A 13,855-nucleotide genomic window follows, 5' to 3' on the forward strand; every position below is an offset into this window, starting at 1 on the left:
CGGGAGGAGGGTGCCCGATGGCGCAGCGCATCGAGGACTACGGCGTCGTCGGTGACCTCCACACGGCCGCGCTCGTGGGCCGGGACGGGTCCATCGACTGGATGTGCCTCCCGCGGTTCGACTCCCCGGCGTGCTTCGCCAGGCTGCTGGGAGACGAGGACAACGGCTCCTGGCGCCTCGCGCCGGAGTCGGGCGGGCTGTGCACCACGCGGCGCTATCGCCCCGACACGCTGATCCTCGAGACCGAGTGGGAGACGGCCGAGGGCAGGGTGCGGGTCATCGACCTCATGCCGCCGCGCGGCGAGGCGGCGGACGTGGTGCGCGTCGTCGAGGGCGTGAGCGGCCGGGTGCCGGTCGTGATGGACCTGCGCCTGCGGTTCGACTACGGGAGCGTCACCCCCTGGGTGACCTTCCGTGGCGGCGAGGTGCGGGCGATCGCCGGCCCCGACGCCGTGGTGCTCCACACCCCGGTGGAGGTCAGCCGCCACGACGGCGTCCTGCAGGCACGGTTCGAGGTCGCGGCCGGGGAGCGGGTGCCCTTCGTGATGACCTACTACCCGTCGCACCTGTCGGTGCCGCGGCCCGTGCACGCCGAGCACGCGCTGCGGGACACCGCAGACTTCTGGCGGTCGTGGATCAGCCAGATCCGCTACGACGGTCGCTGGCAGGACGCGGTCCGCCGGTCGCTGATCACCCTGAAGGCCCTGACCTACGTGCCCACCGGCGGCATCGCCGCGGCCGCCACCACGTCCCTGCCCGAGGAGCTGGGCGGCTCACGGAACTGGGACTACCGCTTCTGCTGGCTCCGCGACGCCGCCTTCACCCTCCAGTCCCTGCTCGGGACCGGGTTCGTCGACGAGGCGAAGGCCTGGCGGGAGTGGCTGCTCCGGGCCGTCGCGGGCGACCCGTCCGACCTGCAGATCATGTACGGGCTCGACGGCCGACGGCGCATCCCGGAGCTCACGGTGGACTGGCTCACCGGGTACGAGGACTCCGGGCCGGTCCGCGTGGGCAACGCGGCCGCCGGGCAGCTCCAGCTCGACGTCTGGGGCGAGGTCCTCGACTGCCTGCACGTGGGACGCGGCGCCGGCCTCGCGTCGACCGACGACGCATGGCAGCTCCAGCGCGCCCTGCTGAACTTCCTCGAGGGGCACTGGGCCGACCTGGACAACGGCCTGTGGGAGGTACGGGGGCCGCGCCGGGCGTTCGTGCACTCCCGCGTGATGGCCTGGGCCGGCGTGGACCGCGCCGTGCGCGCCGTCGAGGAGCACGGCCTGCCCGGGCCGGTCGACGAGTGGCGGGCGCTGCGCGCACGCATCCACGCCGACGTGTGCACGAACGGCTACGACTCCCGCCGGGGCACCTTCACGCAGTTCTACGGCTCCACCGGGCTCGACGCCGCCCTGCTGCTCATCCCACGCGTCGGCTTCCTGCCGTGGGACGACGAGCGCGTCGTCGGGACGGTGGACGCCGTGCAGCGCGAGCTGAGCGAGGACGGCTTCCTGCTCCGCTATCACACGCACGCCGACAACCGCGTCGACGGGCTGCCCGGCGCCGAGGGGGCGTTCCTCGCGTGCAGCTTCTGGCTCGCCGACGCGCTCCACGGGGTCGGCCGGCGGGCGGAGGCCTTCGAGCTGTTCGAGCGGCTGCTCGCCCTCCGCAACGACCTGGGCCTGCTGAGCGAGGAGTACGACGTGCGGTCGGGACGGCACCTCGGCAACACGCCGCAGGCCTTCAGCCACGTGGGCCTGGTCAACTCCGCACGTCACCTCAGCGAGACGTACGACGCCCAGGAGGCCGAGGGGTCGCGCGCCCAGGCGCCCCGTCGCTCCTGAACGGGCGACGACGCTCAGGCCGCGGGCGGGCGCCGGTTCCGCAGCCGCACGACGACGAAGACCAGCACCGCCGCGGCCACCGCCCACAGGACGGCACGCGAGAACACGCTCACGTACGCCTCGACCACGGTCCACTGCTCCCCCAGCCAGTACCCCGCGAGCACGAGCGTCGAGTTCCACAGGAGGCTCCCGGCTGCGGTGAGCAGCACGAACGTGTGGAGCCGCAGCCGCTCCACGCCCGCGGGCACCGAGATGAGGCTCCGGAAGATCGGGATCATGCGCCCGAAGAAGACCGCCTTGGTGCCGTGCCGGGCGAACCACGCCTCCGTGCGGACGAGGTCGGAGGTCTTGACGAGCGGCATGCGGGCCCAGATCCGGTAGAGCCGGGCCCGCCCGAGGGTCGCACCCAGGGCGTACAGCGCCAGGGCACCCACCACGGAACCGGCGGTGGTCCAGGCGATCGCCTCGAACAGGGTGATCACCCCCCGGGCGGCGGCGAAGCCGGTGAGCGGCAGGATCACCTCGCTGGGCAGGGGCGGGAAGAGGTTCTCCACCGCGATCGCCAGGCCTGCGCCGGGCCCGCCGAGCGTCTCGACGAGCCCGACGCCCCACGCGGCGACACCGTCGAGCTCGGAGGACTGGGCCACGGGTCCATCCTCAGACAGAACCTCCGAGCCCGCTCCTGCGACGGCTGGCGCCGCCAGCGGGAGCGAGCGCACGAAGGGCGCCGGACCCCCGAGGGTCCGGCGCCTTCTCTGTGCGCCTGATTGGATTCGAACCAACGACACCCGCTTTAGGAGAGCGGTGCTCTATCCCCTGAGCTACAGGCGCCAGCGCCCACAGCCTAGCGCCCGCGCCGCTCGGTGCGCCAAGCAGGGCCGCCCTACTCCTTCACCGCGCCACCGCTCGCGTTCATGATCCGCCGCTGGAACACGAAGAACAGCACGGCCACGGGGATCGTCATGATCACGGCCGCTCCCAGCTTGAGCGGGTACTGCGTCCCCTGGCTGAGCGCGCCCGACGACAGCTGCGCCACGCCCTTGGTCAGCGTGAACAGCGCCTGGGACTGCGACGCGACGATGAAGTGCGACAGCTCGTTCCACGATCCCTGGAACGCCAGGATGACGATCGTGATGATCGCGGGCCGCGCCATCGGCAGCGACACGGACCAGAACACGCGGAACGTCCCGGCGCCGTCGATCCGCGCGGCCTCCTCCACCGCCTTGGGGATGGACTCGAAGAAGTTCTTCATGATGAAGATGCCCGTCGCGTCGGCGAGGAGCGGGATGATCAGGCCGGCGTAGGAGTCGTACATCCCGAGCTGGTTGATGACCAGGAACTTGGGGATGAGCAGCACCACGCTCGGTACCGCCATCACGCCCACCAGCGCCGCGAAGATGACGCCGCGCCCGGGGAACGTGAGGCGCGACAGCGCGTACCCGGCGAGCGAGTTGAAGAACACGCGTCCGGCCGTGACGATCAGCGTCACGATCAGCGAGTTCTGGAACCAGAGCGGGAAGTCGGAGTTCACGAGCAGCCGCTCGTAGGCCGCCGTCGTGAACGTCTGCGGCACCAGGGACAGGGGGTCCGTCGCCGCCTCGGACTGGCTCTTGAAGGACGTCGCGATCGAGATCAGGAACGGGTAGATGTAGATCACGGCGATGAGGATCAGGATCGCGTAGGTGAGCACCGTCGCGACGGTCACGCCGCGGCCCACGTGCCGCCGTCGGCCTGCTGCCGTCGGCCGCGGGCGGGTCGCCGTGGTCGCGCTCATGACGTGCCCCCTTCGATCTTCGCAGCGCCCGCCGGCGGGGCGCCCCCGGCACCGGTCGCCGCCGAACCCGACCCGCCGGCGTCTGACAGGACGAAGCGCTTGCGCTTGGGGACCGTGTCGGGGTCTCGCAGGATGATGCGCTGGAGGATCGTCATCACCACGATGATCGCGAACAGGATGAAGGCGATGGCCGCGCCCTGTCCCCACTGCTGGCTGTTGAAGGACGTCTCGTACGAGAGGTAGGCGGGCGTCAGCGTCGTCTTGGACGGCGAGCCGCGGGTACCGGTGTAGATCTGGTCGAACACCTGCCACGTGCCGATGAGGCCGAGCGTGATCACCGTGAACGTCGTCGGCTTGAGCATGGGGACGGTCACGAGCCAGAGCCGCTGCCAGGCGTTGGTGCCGTCCACCAGCGCAGCCTCCTCGATGTCGCCCGAGATGTTCTGCAGCGCGGCGAGGAACAGCAGCATGAACGTCCCGGACGTCGTGAAGATCGCCATGATGATGTAGACGGTCATGGTGATGGACGGCCCGGCGAGCCAGTTCCACCAGGAGAGACCCAGGAAGGGCGCTTCCTGCAGGGCGGCCGGCGGAGAGTCCGCGCCGAACGCACCCAGGATGATGTGCAGCAGGCCGCGTGGGTCGTTGATCCAGTTGGGGCCGTTCGCCCCGACGTACGACACCGCCTTGTTGACCGCGCCCGACGCCGAGAAGAGGAACAGGAAGACCACGGTGATCGCCACGGAAGAGGTCACCGACGGGAAGTAGAAAGCGGTGCGGAAGAATCCCCGCCCCTTGAGGATCCGCTGGTTCACCAGGACGGCGAGCAGCAGGGAGATCAGGGTCTGCGTGGGCACCACGAGAATGACGTAGTAGACGTTGTTCCGGACAGAGGTGGCGAAGTCGCGCTGGGCGAGGCCGCCCCCCGTGAGCAGCTCCTGATAGTTCTCGCCGCCCACAAAGGCGGTGGTTCCCGCGAAAGGGCTCCCGCGCCCGGTCCAGTCGGAGACGCTCACCCAGAGCGCCATGAAGATCGGCAGCACAAGGAACAGGCCCAGGATCACGATCATCGGCGTGATGAAGAGCCAGCCCGCCCCCGTCTGCCCGCGGGTGGTCGCGTGCGCCCGACGCCGGAGCCCGCCCCGGGCGCGTCGCGCGCCCGGGTCGGGGCTCGTCTCGGGCGGAAGCCCCTCGCTCACGGCGCGACGGCCTCGAGCGTGGACTGGACGGACGTGAGGATGGCCTGCGGGTCACCTGACTTGAGGCCCTCGATCTGCGCGTTGAAGTCGGAGATCACGTCGGCGATCCCCTCGATCGGCGGGAAGCCCTGCGCACCGTCGGCCCCGTCCAGGAACGGCGCCTGCTCGGGGAACTCCTCCTTCCACTGGTCGGCCACCGACTCGACGGACGGCATGACGCCGAACGCCTGGGCGAACGTCATCTGCTGCTCGCCGGAGGTGAGGTGCTGGACCAGCTCGACGGCCGCCTCCTGGTTCGCGGAGTCGGCGGAGATGCCCCAGCAGTTGGTGAACTGGAGCGTGCCGGGCCCGCCCGGGCCCTCGGGTAGCGGCACCACCGTGTAGGCGACGTCCGGGTAGTCGTTCTCCATGGTGCCCACGAGCCAGTTGCCCTCGATGGTCATCGCGGCGGTGCCGAGGCCGAACGCCTCGCCGCCCCAGCCCGCACCCAGGTCGGACGGGTACTTGAGGGCGCCCGACGTCAGCAGGTCCTTGACGTAGGTCAGGGCCTCGAGGTTCTCCGGCGTGTCCACGTCGGCGTGCCCCTCGTCGTCGACCAGGTGGCCGCCCGCCTGCGCCATGAAGGTGCCGACGCGCTGCCACTCGGGCCCGAACGTCAGGCCGGTCGTGTCGCCGGTGGTCAGCGTGGTGGCGACCGTCTTCAGCTCCTCCCAGGTGGTCGGGTAGTCGTCCTCGGTGAGGCCGGCCGCCGTCCACTGGTCGGTGTTGATGGCGAGCGCGAGGGTGGAGAAGTCCTTGGGCGCGCAGTAGAGCTCGCCGTCGTACGTGAACGAGTCCGCGAGCGTCGGGTAGAAGTCGTCGGCGTTGTCCAGCTGGGCGCCGTAGGGGAGCAGCGAGCCGTTCGCCGCATACCCGGGAAAGAAGTCGGTGCTCACATAGAAGAGGTCGGGCGGGTTGCCGGACGCGAAGCCCTGGCTCAGCTGCTGCGCCAGGTCCGCGGCGACGCTCACGCTCGCCCCCGTGCCCGACTCCTCGGACCAGGCCGCCACTGCGTCCTTGACCGCCGTCGTCTCGGCGTCGCCGCTCGAGCCGATGAGGATCTCCAGGTCGCCGCCGGCCTCCCCGCCCCCGCCGCCGCCGCCCCCACCGCCGAACCCCGAGCCGCCGCAGGCCGCGAGCGCCAGGGCAGCGGCCCCGCCCGTCGCTACCGACAGGAGGCGTCGCCGGCGGGATGTTGTCCGTTGCGTCATTGTTCATCCTCCGATACTCGGAAATGTCGTTCGAAACACCTGAGGCGGTCCAACGGCAAATGACACGCTTCGGCCTTTCGGCCCATTCAGTGTCAGTGTCGAACGGGAATCAGGAATGCGCATGTCGGACGTGCTTGCCACGCGCAACAATGCGCGCACGGGTAGCGTGCTGACGTGTGAGCGACGAATCCGGGCAGAGTTCTGGCGAGAGTCTGCAGCCCTTTCTGCACAACCTGCTGGTCACGACCATGGCTCCCACCCAGGTCTGGAGCGGGCCCGACGCGCAGATCCGCGCCACGGGGGCGCAGGGCGTCTTCCAGGGCGACGTCCGGGTGCTGTCCGAGGCGGTGCTGACGGTCGACGGCGTGGAGCCGGAGGCTCTCCGGTCCGGGCACCGCGGCGCGGGCGTGAGCGAGGCGTTCCTCGCGCTGCGGATGATCGACGGCCCGGGCGCCGATCCCACGGTCTGGGTGCGCCGCCGCCGGGAGGTCAGTCCGGGCCACGTCCACGCGCCGCTCGTCCTGGAGTGCGCCACCGAGGTCCCGGTGTCGGGGACCGTCCGGCTGCGCATGTCGTCCGACCTGGCCGACCTCGAGTCGGTGAAGCAGGGCCGCTCCCCCGGGCCGGTGCGCCCGGAGCCCGCCCCGGACGGTGTCCGGTGGACGAACGGCGAGGCGACGTCGCGCGTCGTCGTCCCGGGGGCGCGCCTGGAGCTGGACGACGACGGCGCCACCGCCGTCTGGGAGGTGACGGTCCACCCGCGTGCTCCGCTGACGCTCGGCTGGGACGTGTACGCCGAGCTGTCGCATCCTGTGGTGACGCGGCCGGTGAACCCCACGCCCGAGTGGCGGCGGCCCGTCGTTCAGGCGGACGACCCGCGGCTGCACCACCTGGTCGAGCGCTCGCTCGACGACCTGGAGACCCTCCGCATGACGTGGGTGGAGAGCCCGCAGGACGTGTTCCTCGCGGCGGGATCGCCCTGGTTCTTCACGCTGTTCGGCCGGGACTCCCTGTGGGCGGCGCGCTTCCTCCTGCCGCTCGGCACGGACCTCGCGCGCGGAACGCTGCGCACGCTCGCCGCCGCGCAGGGCACGCGCTCGAACCCCGTCACCCAGGAGCAGCCCGGAAAGATCCTGCACGAGGTGCGGTCGAAGACGCTCCACCTCGACGACGGCACCACCCTCCCGCCCGTGTACTACGGCACGGTGGACGCCACCCCCCTGTGGGTCTGCCTCCTGACGGACGCCTGGCGGTGGGGTCTGCCCGACGACGACGTGCGGGCCCTGCTCCCCGCCATGGAGCGCTGCCTGGAGTGGATGCTCCGCCACGCGGACTCCGACGGCGACGGCTTCCTCGACTACCAGGACCCCACGGGACACGGCCTGGCCAACCAGGGCTGGAAGGACTCGGGCGACTCGATCCAGTGGCGCGACGGCCGGCTCGCCGAGGGTCCGATCGCCCTGTCGGAGGTCCAGGCGTACGCCTACGAGGCGGCCATGGGGGCGGCCGACCTGCTGGACCATTTCGGACGGCCCGGCGGGGACGGGTGGCGCACGTGGGCGGGCGAGCTGGCCCACCGGTTCCGGAACCACTTCTGGACCCGCGACGCGAAGGGTCCCTATCCGGGCATCGCGCGGGACCGGTACGGCGCGGTGGTGGACTCGGTCTCGTCCAACATGGGGCACCTCCTGGGCACCGGCCTGCTCCGGCCGGACGAGGAGCGGGCGATCGCCCGGCGGCTGGTCGCCGCCGACATGTCGTCCGGGTACGGCCTACGGACCCTGTCCACGACGAGCGCCGGGTACTGGCCGCTGAAGTACCACGGGGGTTCCGTCTGGGCGCACGACACCGCGATCGCGATCCACGGGATGGCACGTGCCGGGCTGCACGGGGAGGCGACCCCGCTGGTCGAGGGCCTCCTGGAGGGGGCCGACCACTTCGGCTACCAGCTGCCCGAGCTCTACGGCGGCAACCCGGTCGGTGACGGGCCCGGGCCGGTGCCGTACCCGGCGTCGTGCCACCCGCAGGCGTGGTCCGCCGCGTCCGCCGTCGTGGTGCTCACGTCGCTGCTGGCCGTCCAGCCGGACCGGGACGTCGACACGCTCGTGATGTGTCCCCCCGTGCCGGTGATGCCGGTGGGCTCCCTGCGGGTCGAGGGCGTCCAGGCGCTGGGCCGGTCCTGGACGGTGGAACGGCTGCGCGACGGGACGGTCCGCGCCACGCCGCGGTAATGCCGCGGCCGGTCGCGCGGACGCCGCGGTACTGCTCGTCAGACGAACGCCGACGGGTCCGACAGCACCCCGCGCAGCACCTCGCGTGCGCCGCCGGTCAGGGCGGCGTGCGGTCCGGCGGCAGCGGGCCGCACCTCGAGGTCGACGAACGGCGACGCGAGCACGCGCTCGTCGAGCACGGCGAGCACGTCGTCCCGCAGCCACGGGATCAGGTCGGTGTAGAGCCCGCCGAGCACGACCGTGCCGACGTCAACGAGGTTGACGAAGTCCGCCAGCGCCGACCCGAGGGCCCGTCCCGCGGCCCGCACGGCGGCCTCGCCGTCGCCCGGGAGCAGCGTGAGCAGGTCCCCGAGCGGGGCGTCCGGGCCCAGGCCCGCGCCACGGAGGATCGCCTCCTTGCCCGCGTACTCCTCGAGGCAACCGTACGCGCCGCACGAGCAGCGCGGCCCGGCCGGGTCCACGACGACGTGCCCGATCTCGCCGCTCCACCCGCGCTCCCCGAGGAACAGCGCGCGGTCGAGGACGATGGCAGCGCCGATGCCGACGTCGCCCGACACGTACAGGAACGAGCGGGGAACCGGGCCGGCCAGCTCGGCGAGCGCCGCGAGCTTGGCCTCGTTCGCGATCTCCACGGGCAGGGACAGGCCCAGCAGGGGTACCGGCTCCACCGAGGACCACCCGAGGTTCGGGGCGACGGCGAGCCGTCCCGCGCGCGGGTCCACGAGGCCGGGGAGGGCGAGCCGGGCACCGGCGACGGACATGCCGTCGTCGGCCACCTGGCGGACGAGCTCGCTCGCGAGCGCCCCCAGCCGGCCCAGCACCGTGGCGGGGTCGCTGTCGTGGAAGGCGCCGGGCTCGACGTGCTCGGCGACGACGGCGCCCGTGAGGTCGAGCACGCGGGCGCCGAGGTAGTCGACGTTGACCTCGAGCCCCAGCCCCACGACCGAGCGGGGCGCGGGAACGAGCGGGACGGCCGGTCGCCCGGCCCGTCCGCCGGTCACGGCGGGCAGCTCCTGCACGAGCCGGGAGGCCACCAGCTGGTCCACCAGTGTCGACACCGTGGCCCGTGCGAGACCGGTCGCGGCGGCGACGTCGGCGCGCGAGAGTGGTGAGGGCGACTCGAAGACCGCACGCGCCACGAGCTCGAGGTTGCGTTCGCGCAGGGTGTGCTGGCGTGCGGCCGTCGAGGCGGTCGAGGTGATGGTCACGCCTTGACTCTAGCCGAGCCGCGCGTAATAGTTCATCCGTACAACTAATGCGGGCAGCGGCGGTCGCACGGCGCGATCGGTGCCCGCCTCGACGAGGAGAACCCCGTGAGCGACATCAAGTACTCGTTCGGCCTGTGGACTGTGGGCTGGGCCGGCCGCGACCCGTTCGGCCTGGCGACGCGCCCCGACCTGGACCCGGCCGAGTCCATCCGGAAGCTTGCCGACCTCGGTGCGTGGGGCTTCACCTTCCACGACAACGACATCTTCCCGTTCGGTGCCGAGGAGGCGGAGCGGCTCTCTCACATCGAGAAGATCAAGAAGGCCGCCCAGGACACGGGCATGGTCTGCGAGATGGTCACGACCGACACCTTCATGCACCCGATCTTCAAGGCGGGCGCGTTCACGTCGAACAGCCGCGAGGTCCGCCGCTTCGGCCTGCGCAAGGTCCTCAAGAACGTCGACCTGGCCGCCGAGATGGGCGCCACCACCTTCGTGATGTGGGGTGGCCGCGAGGGCACCGAGTACGACAACTCGAAGGACCTCATCACCGCGCACGAGCGCTACGCGGAGGGCATCGACACCGTCGCGGCCTACATCAAGCAGCAGGGCTACGGCCTGAAGGTCGCGCTCGAGCCCAAGCCGAACGAGCCCCGCGGCGACATCTTCCTGCCGACCATCGGCCACGCCATCGCCCTCATCGACTCGCTCGACAACGGCGACATCGTGGGTCTGAACCCGGAGACCGGCCACGAGCAGATGGCGGGTCTCAACTACACGCACGGGCTCGCGCTCGCGCTGCACCTGGGCAAGCTGTTCCACATCGACCTCAACGGCCAGCACGGCCCGAAGTACGACCAGGACCTCGTGTTCGGTCACGGCGACCTGCTGTCCGCCTTCTTCACGGTCGACCTGCTCGAGAACGGCTCCCCGAACGGCGGCCCGCGCTACGACGGCCCGCGCCACTTCGACTACAAGACGTCGCGCACCGAGGGTGTCGACGGCGTGTGGGAGTCGGCCAAGGCCAACATGGAGTCCTACGACCTGCTCGCCGCCAAGGCCAAGCAGTACCGTGCGGACTCCGAGGTCCAGGCCGCGTTCGAGAAGGCCGGGATCTTCGAGTCGGCCCAGCCCACGCTCGCCGCGGACGAGACGATCGACGCCTTCCTCGCCTCCGAGGAGACGTACGACATCGAGGCGCTCTCCGACCGCCACGAGGGCCTGGTGCACCTGCACCAGCTCGCGCTGAAGCACCTGATCGGCTGAGTCTCCGCGCACTGCGCGCCACGTGATCGGTAGTTCGTCGCATGATCGGTAGTTCGAGCTACCGATCATGCGACGAACTGCCGATCACGGCCCCCGTCATACCCTCCCCTCTCGCTTTCCTTCCTGGAGCACCGATGCCCCTCGTCGCCGGCGTGGACACGTCCACGCAGTCCTGCAAGATCGTCGTCCGCGACGCCGAGACCGGTGAGCTGGTCCGTACCGGCTCCGCCAAGCACCCCGACGGGACGGAGGTGGACCCGGCGCACTGGTGGTCCGCGTTCCAGGAGGCGGCCGGTGCGGCCGGCGGGCTCGACGACGTCGCCGCCGTCGCCGTGGGCGGTCAGCAGCACGGGCTCGTCGCCCTCGACGCCTCCGGGAACGTCGTCCGCAACGCCCTCCTGTGGAACGACACCCGTTCCGCCCAGGCCGCCCGGGACCTCGTCTCCGAGCTCGGCGACGGCGAGGCCGGCGCTCAGGCGTGGGCCGACGCCGTCGGCTCCGTCCTCGTCGCGTCCCTCACCATCACCAAGCTGCGCTGGCTGCGCGACGCCGAGCCGGAGAACGCGGCCCGTGTCGCCGCCGTCGCGCTCCCCCACGACTGGCTGTCCTGGCGCATCGCGGGCTACGGGCCGGAGGGCGAGTCGCCGCTCGGCCCGCAGCTGGACCAGCTGTTCACGGACCGCTCCGACGCGTCCGGCACCGGGTACTACGACGCGCAGGGCGCGGGCGGGGCGGGCGAGTACCGCCTCGACCTGCTGTCGCTCGCCCTCGGGCGGGACGACGTCGTGCTCCCCCGGGTTCTGGGCGCTTCCGAGTCCGGCGGGGTGGCGCACCCGTCCGTGGCCGGGTCCGCCGTGGAGGGCGGCGCCCTGATCGGCCCCGGCGCGGGCGACAACGCGGGCGCCTCCCTCGGCCTCGGCATGGAGCCCGGTGACATCGCGATCTCGATCGGCACGTCGGGCGTGGTGTCCGCCGTCGCGCCGGCCCGGACCGCCGACGGCTCCGGCGCCATCAACGGCTTCGCCGACGCCACGGGCAACGCGCTCATGCTCGCCGTGACGCTCAACGCGGCCCGCGTGCTCGACGCCGCCCGCGCCGTGCTCGACGTCGACTTCGACGGCCTCGCCTCGCTGGCGCTCTCGGCGCCGGCCGGGTCCGACGGCCTCGTGCTCGTCCCCTACCTCGAGGGCGAGCGCACCCCGAACCGCCCCGACGCGACAGGCACGCTGCACGGCCTGCGCCTCGCGAACCAGACGCAGGCGCACCTCGCGCGCGCCTACCTCGAGGGCATGCTGTGCGGGCTCGCGGACGGCCTGGACGCGCTGCGCGCGCAGGGCGTCCCCATCGAGCGGGTCATGCTGATCGGCGGCGCGGCGCAGTCGCCGGCCGTGCAGTCGATCGCGCCGCAGGTCTTCGGCCTCCCGATCGCGATCCCCAAGCCGGGCGAGTACGTGGCCGACGGCGCCGCGCGCCAGGCCGCGTGGGTCCTCGCCGCGGCGTCGGAGCCAGGTGCGACGGCGCCCGCGTGGTCCACGACCATCGCGACCACCCTGGCGGCCGACCCTCAGCCCGTGATCCGCGAGCAGTACGCGGCGGTCCGCGACCTGGTGTAGCGGTCCAACCCCTGCCGAGATAGTCACTCCGTCCGACGAGGTCACTGTCTCGGCGGGAATGAGCCGCCGAGGTAGTGCGCGCGTCCGACGGAGCGACTATCTCGCGGGGAGGTACGTCAGGTGGCGGTAGCGCACGCCGGACGACGACGTCGCCCACTCGCCTTCGCGCACCGCGCGCCACAGCGCGGGGTCCAGTGCTGGCGCGAACGCGTCTCCTTCCACCACGAGGTCGACCTCGGTCACCTCGAGACGGTCGGCGAGCCCCAGGGCGTCGGCGTACACGCGTCCGCCGCCCATGACCCAGACCTCGTCGCCGCCCGGCGCCTGCGCGGCCACCGCGAGGGCCTCGTCGAGGGACCGGGTGACCACGGCGTCGTCGTCGGGCAGCGTGCCCGTACGCGTGATGACGATGTTGGTGCGGCCCGGGAGGGGGCGGCGCGGGAGCGACTCCCACGTGAGCCGGCCCATCACGACCGGGTGACCGCTCGTGATGCGCTTGAAGTGGGCGAAGTCCTCGGGGACCCGCCACGGGATCGTGTTGCCCGCACCGATGACGGGACGGCCGGCGGCGTCGAGCGCCTGGCCCCAGATCAGTCCGATCACGTCAGACCGCGATCGGGGCCTTGATGGTGGGGTGGTGCTGGTACCCCAGGACCTCGAGATCCTCGTAGGTGTAGTCGAAGAGGGAGTCGCGCGGGGCGAGGCGCAGTGTCGGGTACGGGTACGGCTCCCGCCCGAGCTGGGTGCGCACCTGCTCCACGTGGTTCTCGTAGATGTGCACGTCGCCGCCGGTCCACACGAACTCGCCCACCGCGAGCCCGGTCTGGGCGGCCACCATGTGCGTGAGCAGCGCGTAGGAGGCGATGTTGAACGGCACGCCGAGGAAGAGGTCGGCGGAACGCTGGTAGAGCTGGCAGCTCAGCCTCCCGTCGGCCACGTAGAACTGGAAGAGGGCATGGCACGGCGGCAGCGCCATGCTGTCCACCTCGGCCGGGTTCCACGCCGTGACGATGTGGCGGCGGGAGTCGGGGTTGACGCGGATCTGGTCGACCACCTTCGCGATCTGGTCGATCTGCTGCCCGTCCGGCGTGGGCCACGACCGCCACTGCACGCCGTAGACGGGGCCGAGCTCACCGTCGGCGTCGGCCCACTCGTCCCAGATCGTGATGCCGCGCTCCTGCAGCCAGCGCACGTTCGAGTCGCCGCGGAGGAACCAGAGCAGCTCCAGCGCCACCGACTTGAAGTGGACCCGCTTGGTGGTGATCAGCGGGAAGCCCTGCGCCAGGTCGTAGCGGAGCTGGCGGCCGAACACGCTCCGGGTGCCGGTCCCGGTGCGGTCGTCCTTGCGGGTGCCGGACTCGAGGACGTCCCGGAGGAGGTCCTCGTAGGGGGTGGGAATCGTGGCGGCCATGCCCGCCAGCCTACTTTCCGCGCGGCATCTGGCCCTTCCCAGTTCACGGCGCGCCTGTCATGCTGGCGAAC

The 13,855-nt window shown here is 71.8% G+C and carries 11 protein-coding genes and 1 tRNA gene; 4 read left to right on the forward strand and 8 right to left on the reverse strand.

The window, feature by feature from the left end:
• Positions 1 to 17: 17 nt before the first annotated feature.
• A complete protein-coding gene (locus D1350_RS11775) occupies positions 18 to 1,835 on the forward strand; it encodes a glycoside hydrolase family 15 protein (protein ID WP_125776197.1) in 1,818 nt (605 codons plus the stop codon).
• 14 nt (positions 1,836 to 1,849) lie between these two features.
• On the opposite strand, the gene D1350_RS11780 is transcribed toward D1350_RS11775, so the two are convergent.
• From D1350_RS11780 to D1350_RS11800, 5 genes are all read right to left on the reverse strand, one after another.
• Entirely contained in the window at positions 1,850 to 2,482 is a 633-nt protein-coding gene (locus tag D1350_RS11780) for a DedA family protein (RefSeq protein ID WP_206074516.1), read from the reverse strand.
• A 111-nt stretch (positions 2,483 to 2,593) separates the two neighbouring features.
• Positions 2,594 to 2,666, reverse strand: a tRNA-Arg gene (locus D1350_RS11785).
• A gap of 52 nt (positions 2,667 to 2,718) precedes the next feature.
• Positions 2,719 to 3,609 carry a carbohydrate ABC transporter permease gene (locus tag D1350_RS11790; protein ID WP_125776198.1) on the reverse strand — a complete coding sequence of 297 codons (891 nt, stop codon included), beginning with the start codon at positions 3,607 to 3,609 and terminating at the stop codon, positions 2,719 to 2,721.
• Complete coding sequence (locus tag D1350_RS11795; protein WP_240644051.1) at positions 3,606 to 4,808, reverse strand: carbohydrate ABC transporter permease; 1,203 nt, start codon at positions 4,806 to 4,808, stop codon at positions 3,606 to 3,608. The genes D1350_RS11790 and D1350_RS11795 overlap by 4 nt, the downstream gene beginning before the upstream one ends.
• Entirely contained in the window at positions 4,805 to 6,058 is a 1,254-nt protein-coding gene (locus D1350_RS11800) for an extracellular solute-binding protein (RefSeq protein ID WP_125776199.1), read from the reverse strand. Before D1350_RS11800 ends, D1350_RS11795 begins: the two co-directional genes overlap by 4 nt.
• A 176-nt stretch (positions 6,059 to 6,234) precedes the next feature.
• Here D1350_RS11800 and D1350_RS11805 point away from each other — a divergent pair, with 176 nt between their 5' ends.
• Entirely contained in the window at positions 6,235 to 8,289 is a 2,055-nt protein-coding gene (locus D1350_RS11805) for an amylo-alpha-1,6-glucosidase (protein ID WP_240644052.1), read from the forward strand.
• A 38-nt stretch (positions 8,290 to 8,327) separates the two neighbouring features.
• Here the strand turns inward: D1350_RS11805 and D1350_RS11810 are convergent, their stop codons facing one another.
• The gene (locus tag D1350_RS11810) at positions 8,328 to 9,497 is read right to left on the reverse strand and encodes an ROK family transcriptional regulator (RefSeq protein ID WP_125776200.1); all 1,170 of its coding nucleotides are present in this window, start codon (positions 9,495 to 9,497) and stop codon (positions 8,328 to 8,330) included.
• 105 nt (positions 9,498 to 9,602) lie between these two features.
• Between D1350_RS11810 and xylA the strand changes: the two genes are divergently transcribed.
• Together xylA and D1350_RS11820 are read left to right on the forward strand one after the other, a co-directional pair.
• Entirely contained in the window at positions 9,603 to 10,760 is a 1,158-nt protein-coding gene (gene xylA, locus D1350_RS11815) for a xylose isomerase (RefSeq protein WP_125776201.1), read from the forward strand.
• Positions 10,761 to 10,894: 134 nt separating this feature from the next.
• Complete coding sequence (locus D1350_RS11820) at positions 10,895 to 12,373, forward strand: xylulokinase (RefSeq protein ID WP_125776202.1); 1,479 nt, start codon at positions 10,895 to 10,897, stop codon at positions 12,371 to 12,373.
• A 96-nt stretch (positions 12,374 to 12,469) separates the two neighbouring features.
• Here the strand turns inward: D1350_RS11820 and D1350_RS11825 are convergent, their stop codons facing one another.
• Positions 12,470 to 12,976 (reverse strand): dihydrofolate reductase, encoded by a 507-nt coding sequence (locus D1350_RS11825; protein ID WP_125776203.1) that lies wholly within the window; start codon positions 12,974 to 12,976, stop codon positions 12,470 to 12,472.
• A gap of 1 nt (position 12,977) precedes the next feature.
• Positions 12,978 to 13,784, reverse strand: a complete 807-nt coding sequence (locus tag D1350_RS11830; protein ID WP_125776204.1) for a thymidylate synthase — start codon at positions 13,782 to 13,784, stop codon at positions 12,978 to 12,980.
• Positions 13,785 to 13,855: the final 71 nt, after the last annotated feature.

It is taken from the genome of Antribacter gilvus, assembly GCF_003946865.1.
GTDB classification, from domain to species: domain Bacteria; phylum Actinomycetota; class Actinomycetes; order Actinomycetales; family Cellulomonadaceae; genus Antribacter; species Antribacter gilvus.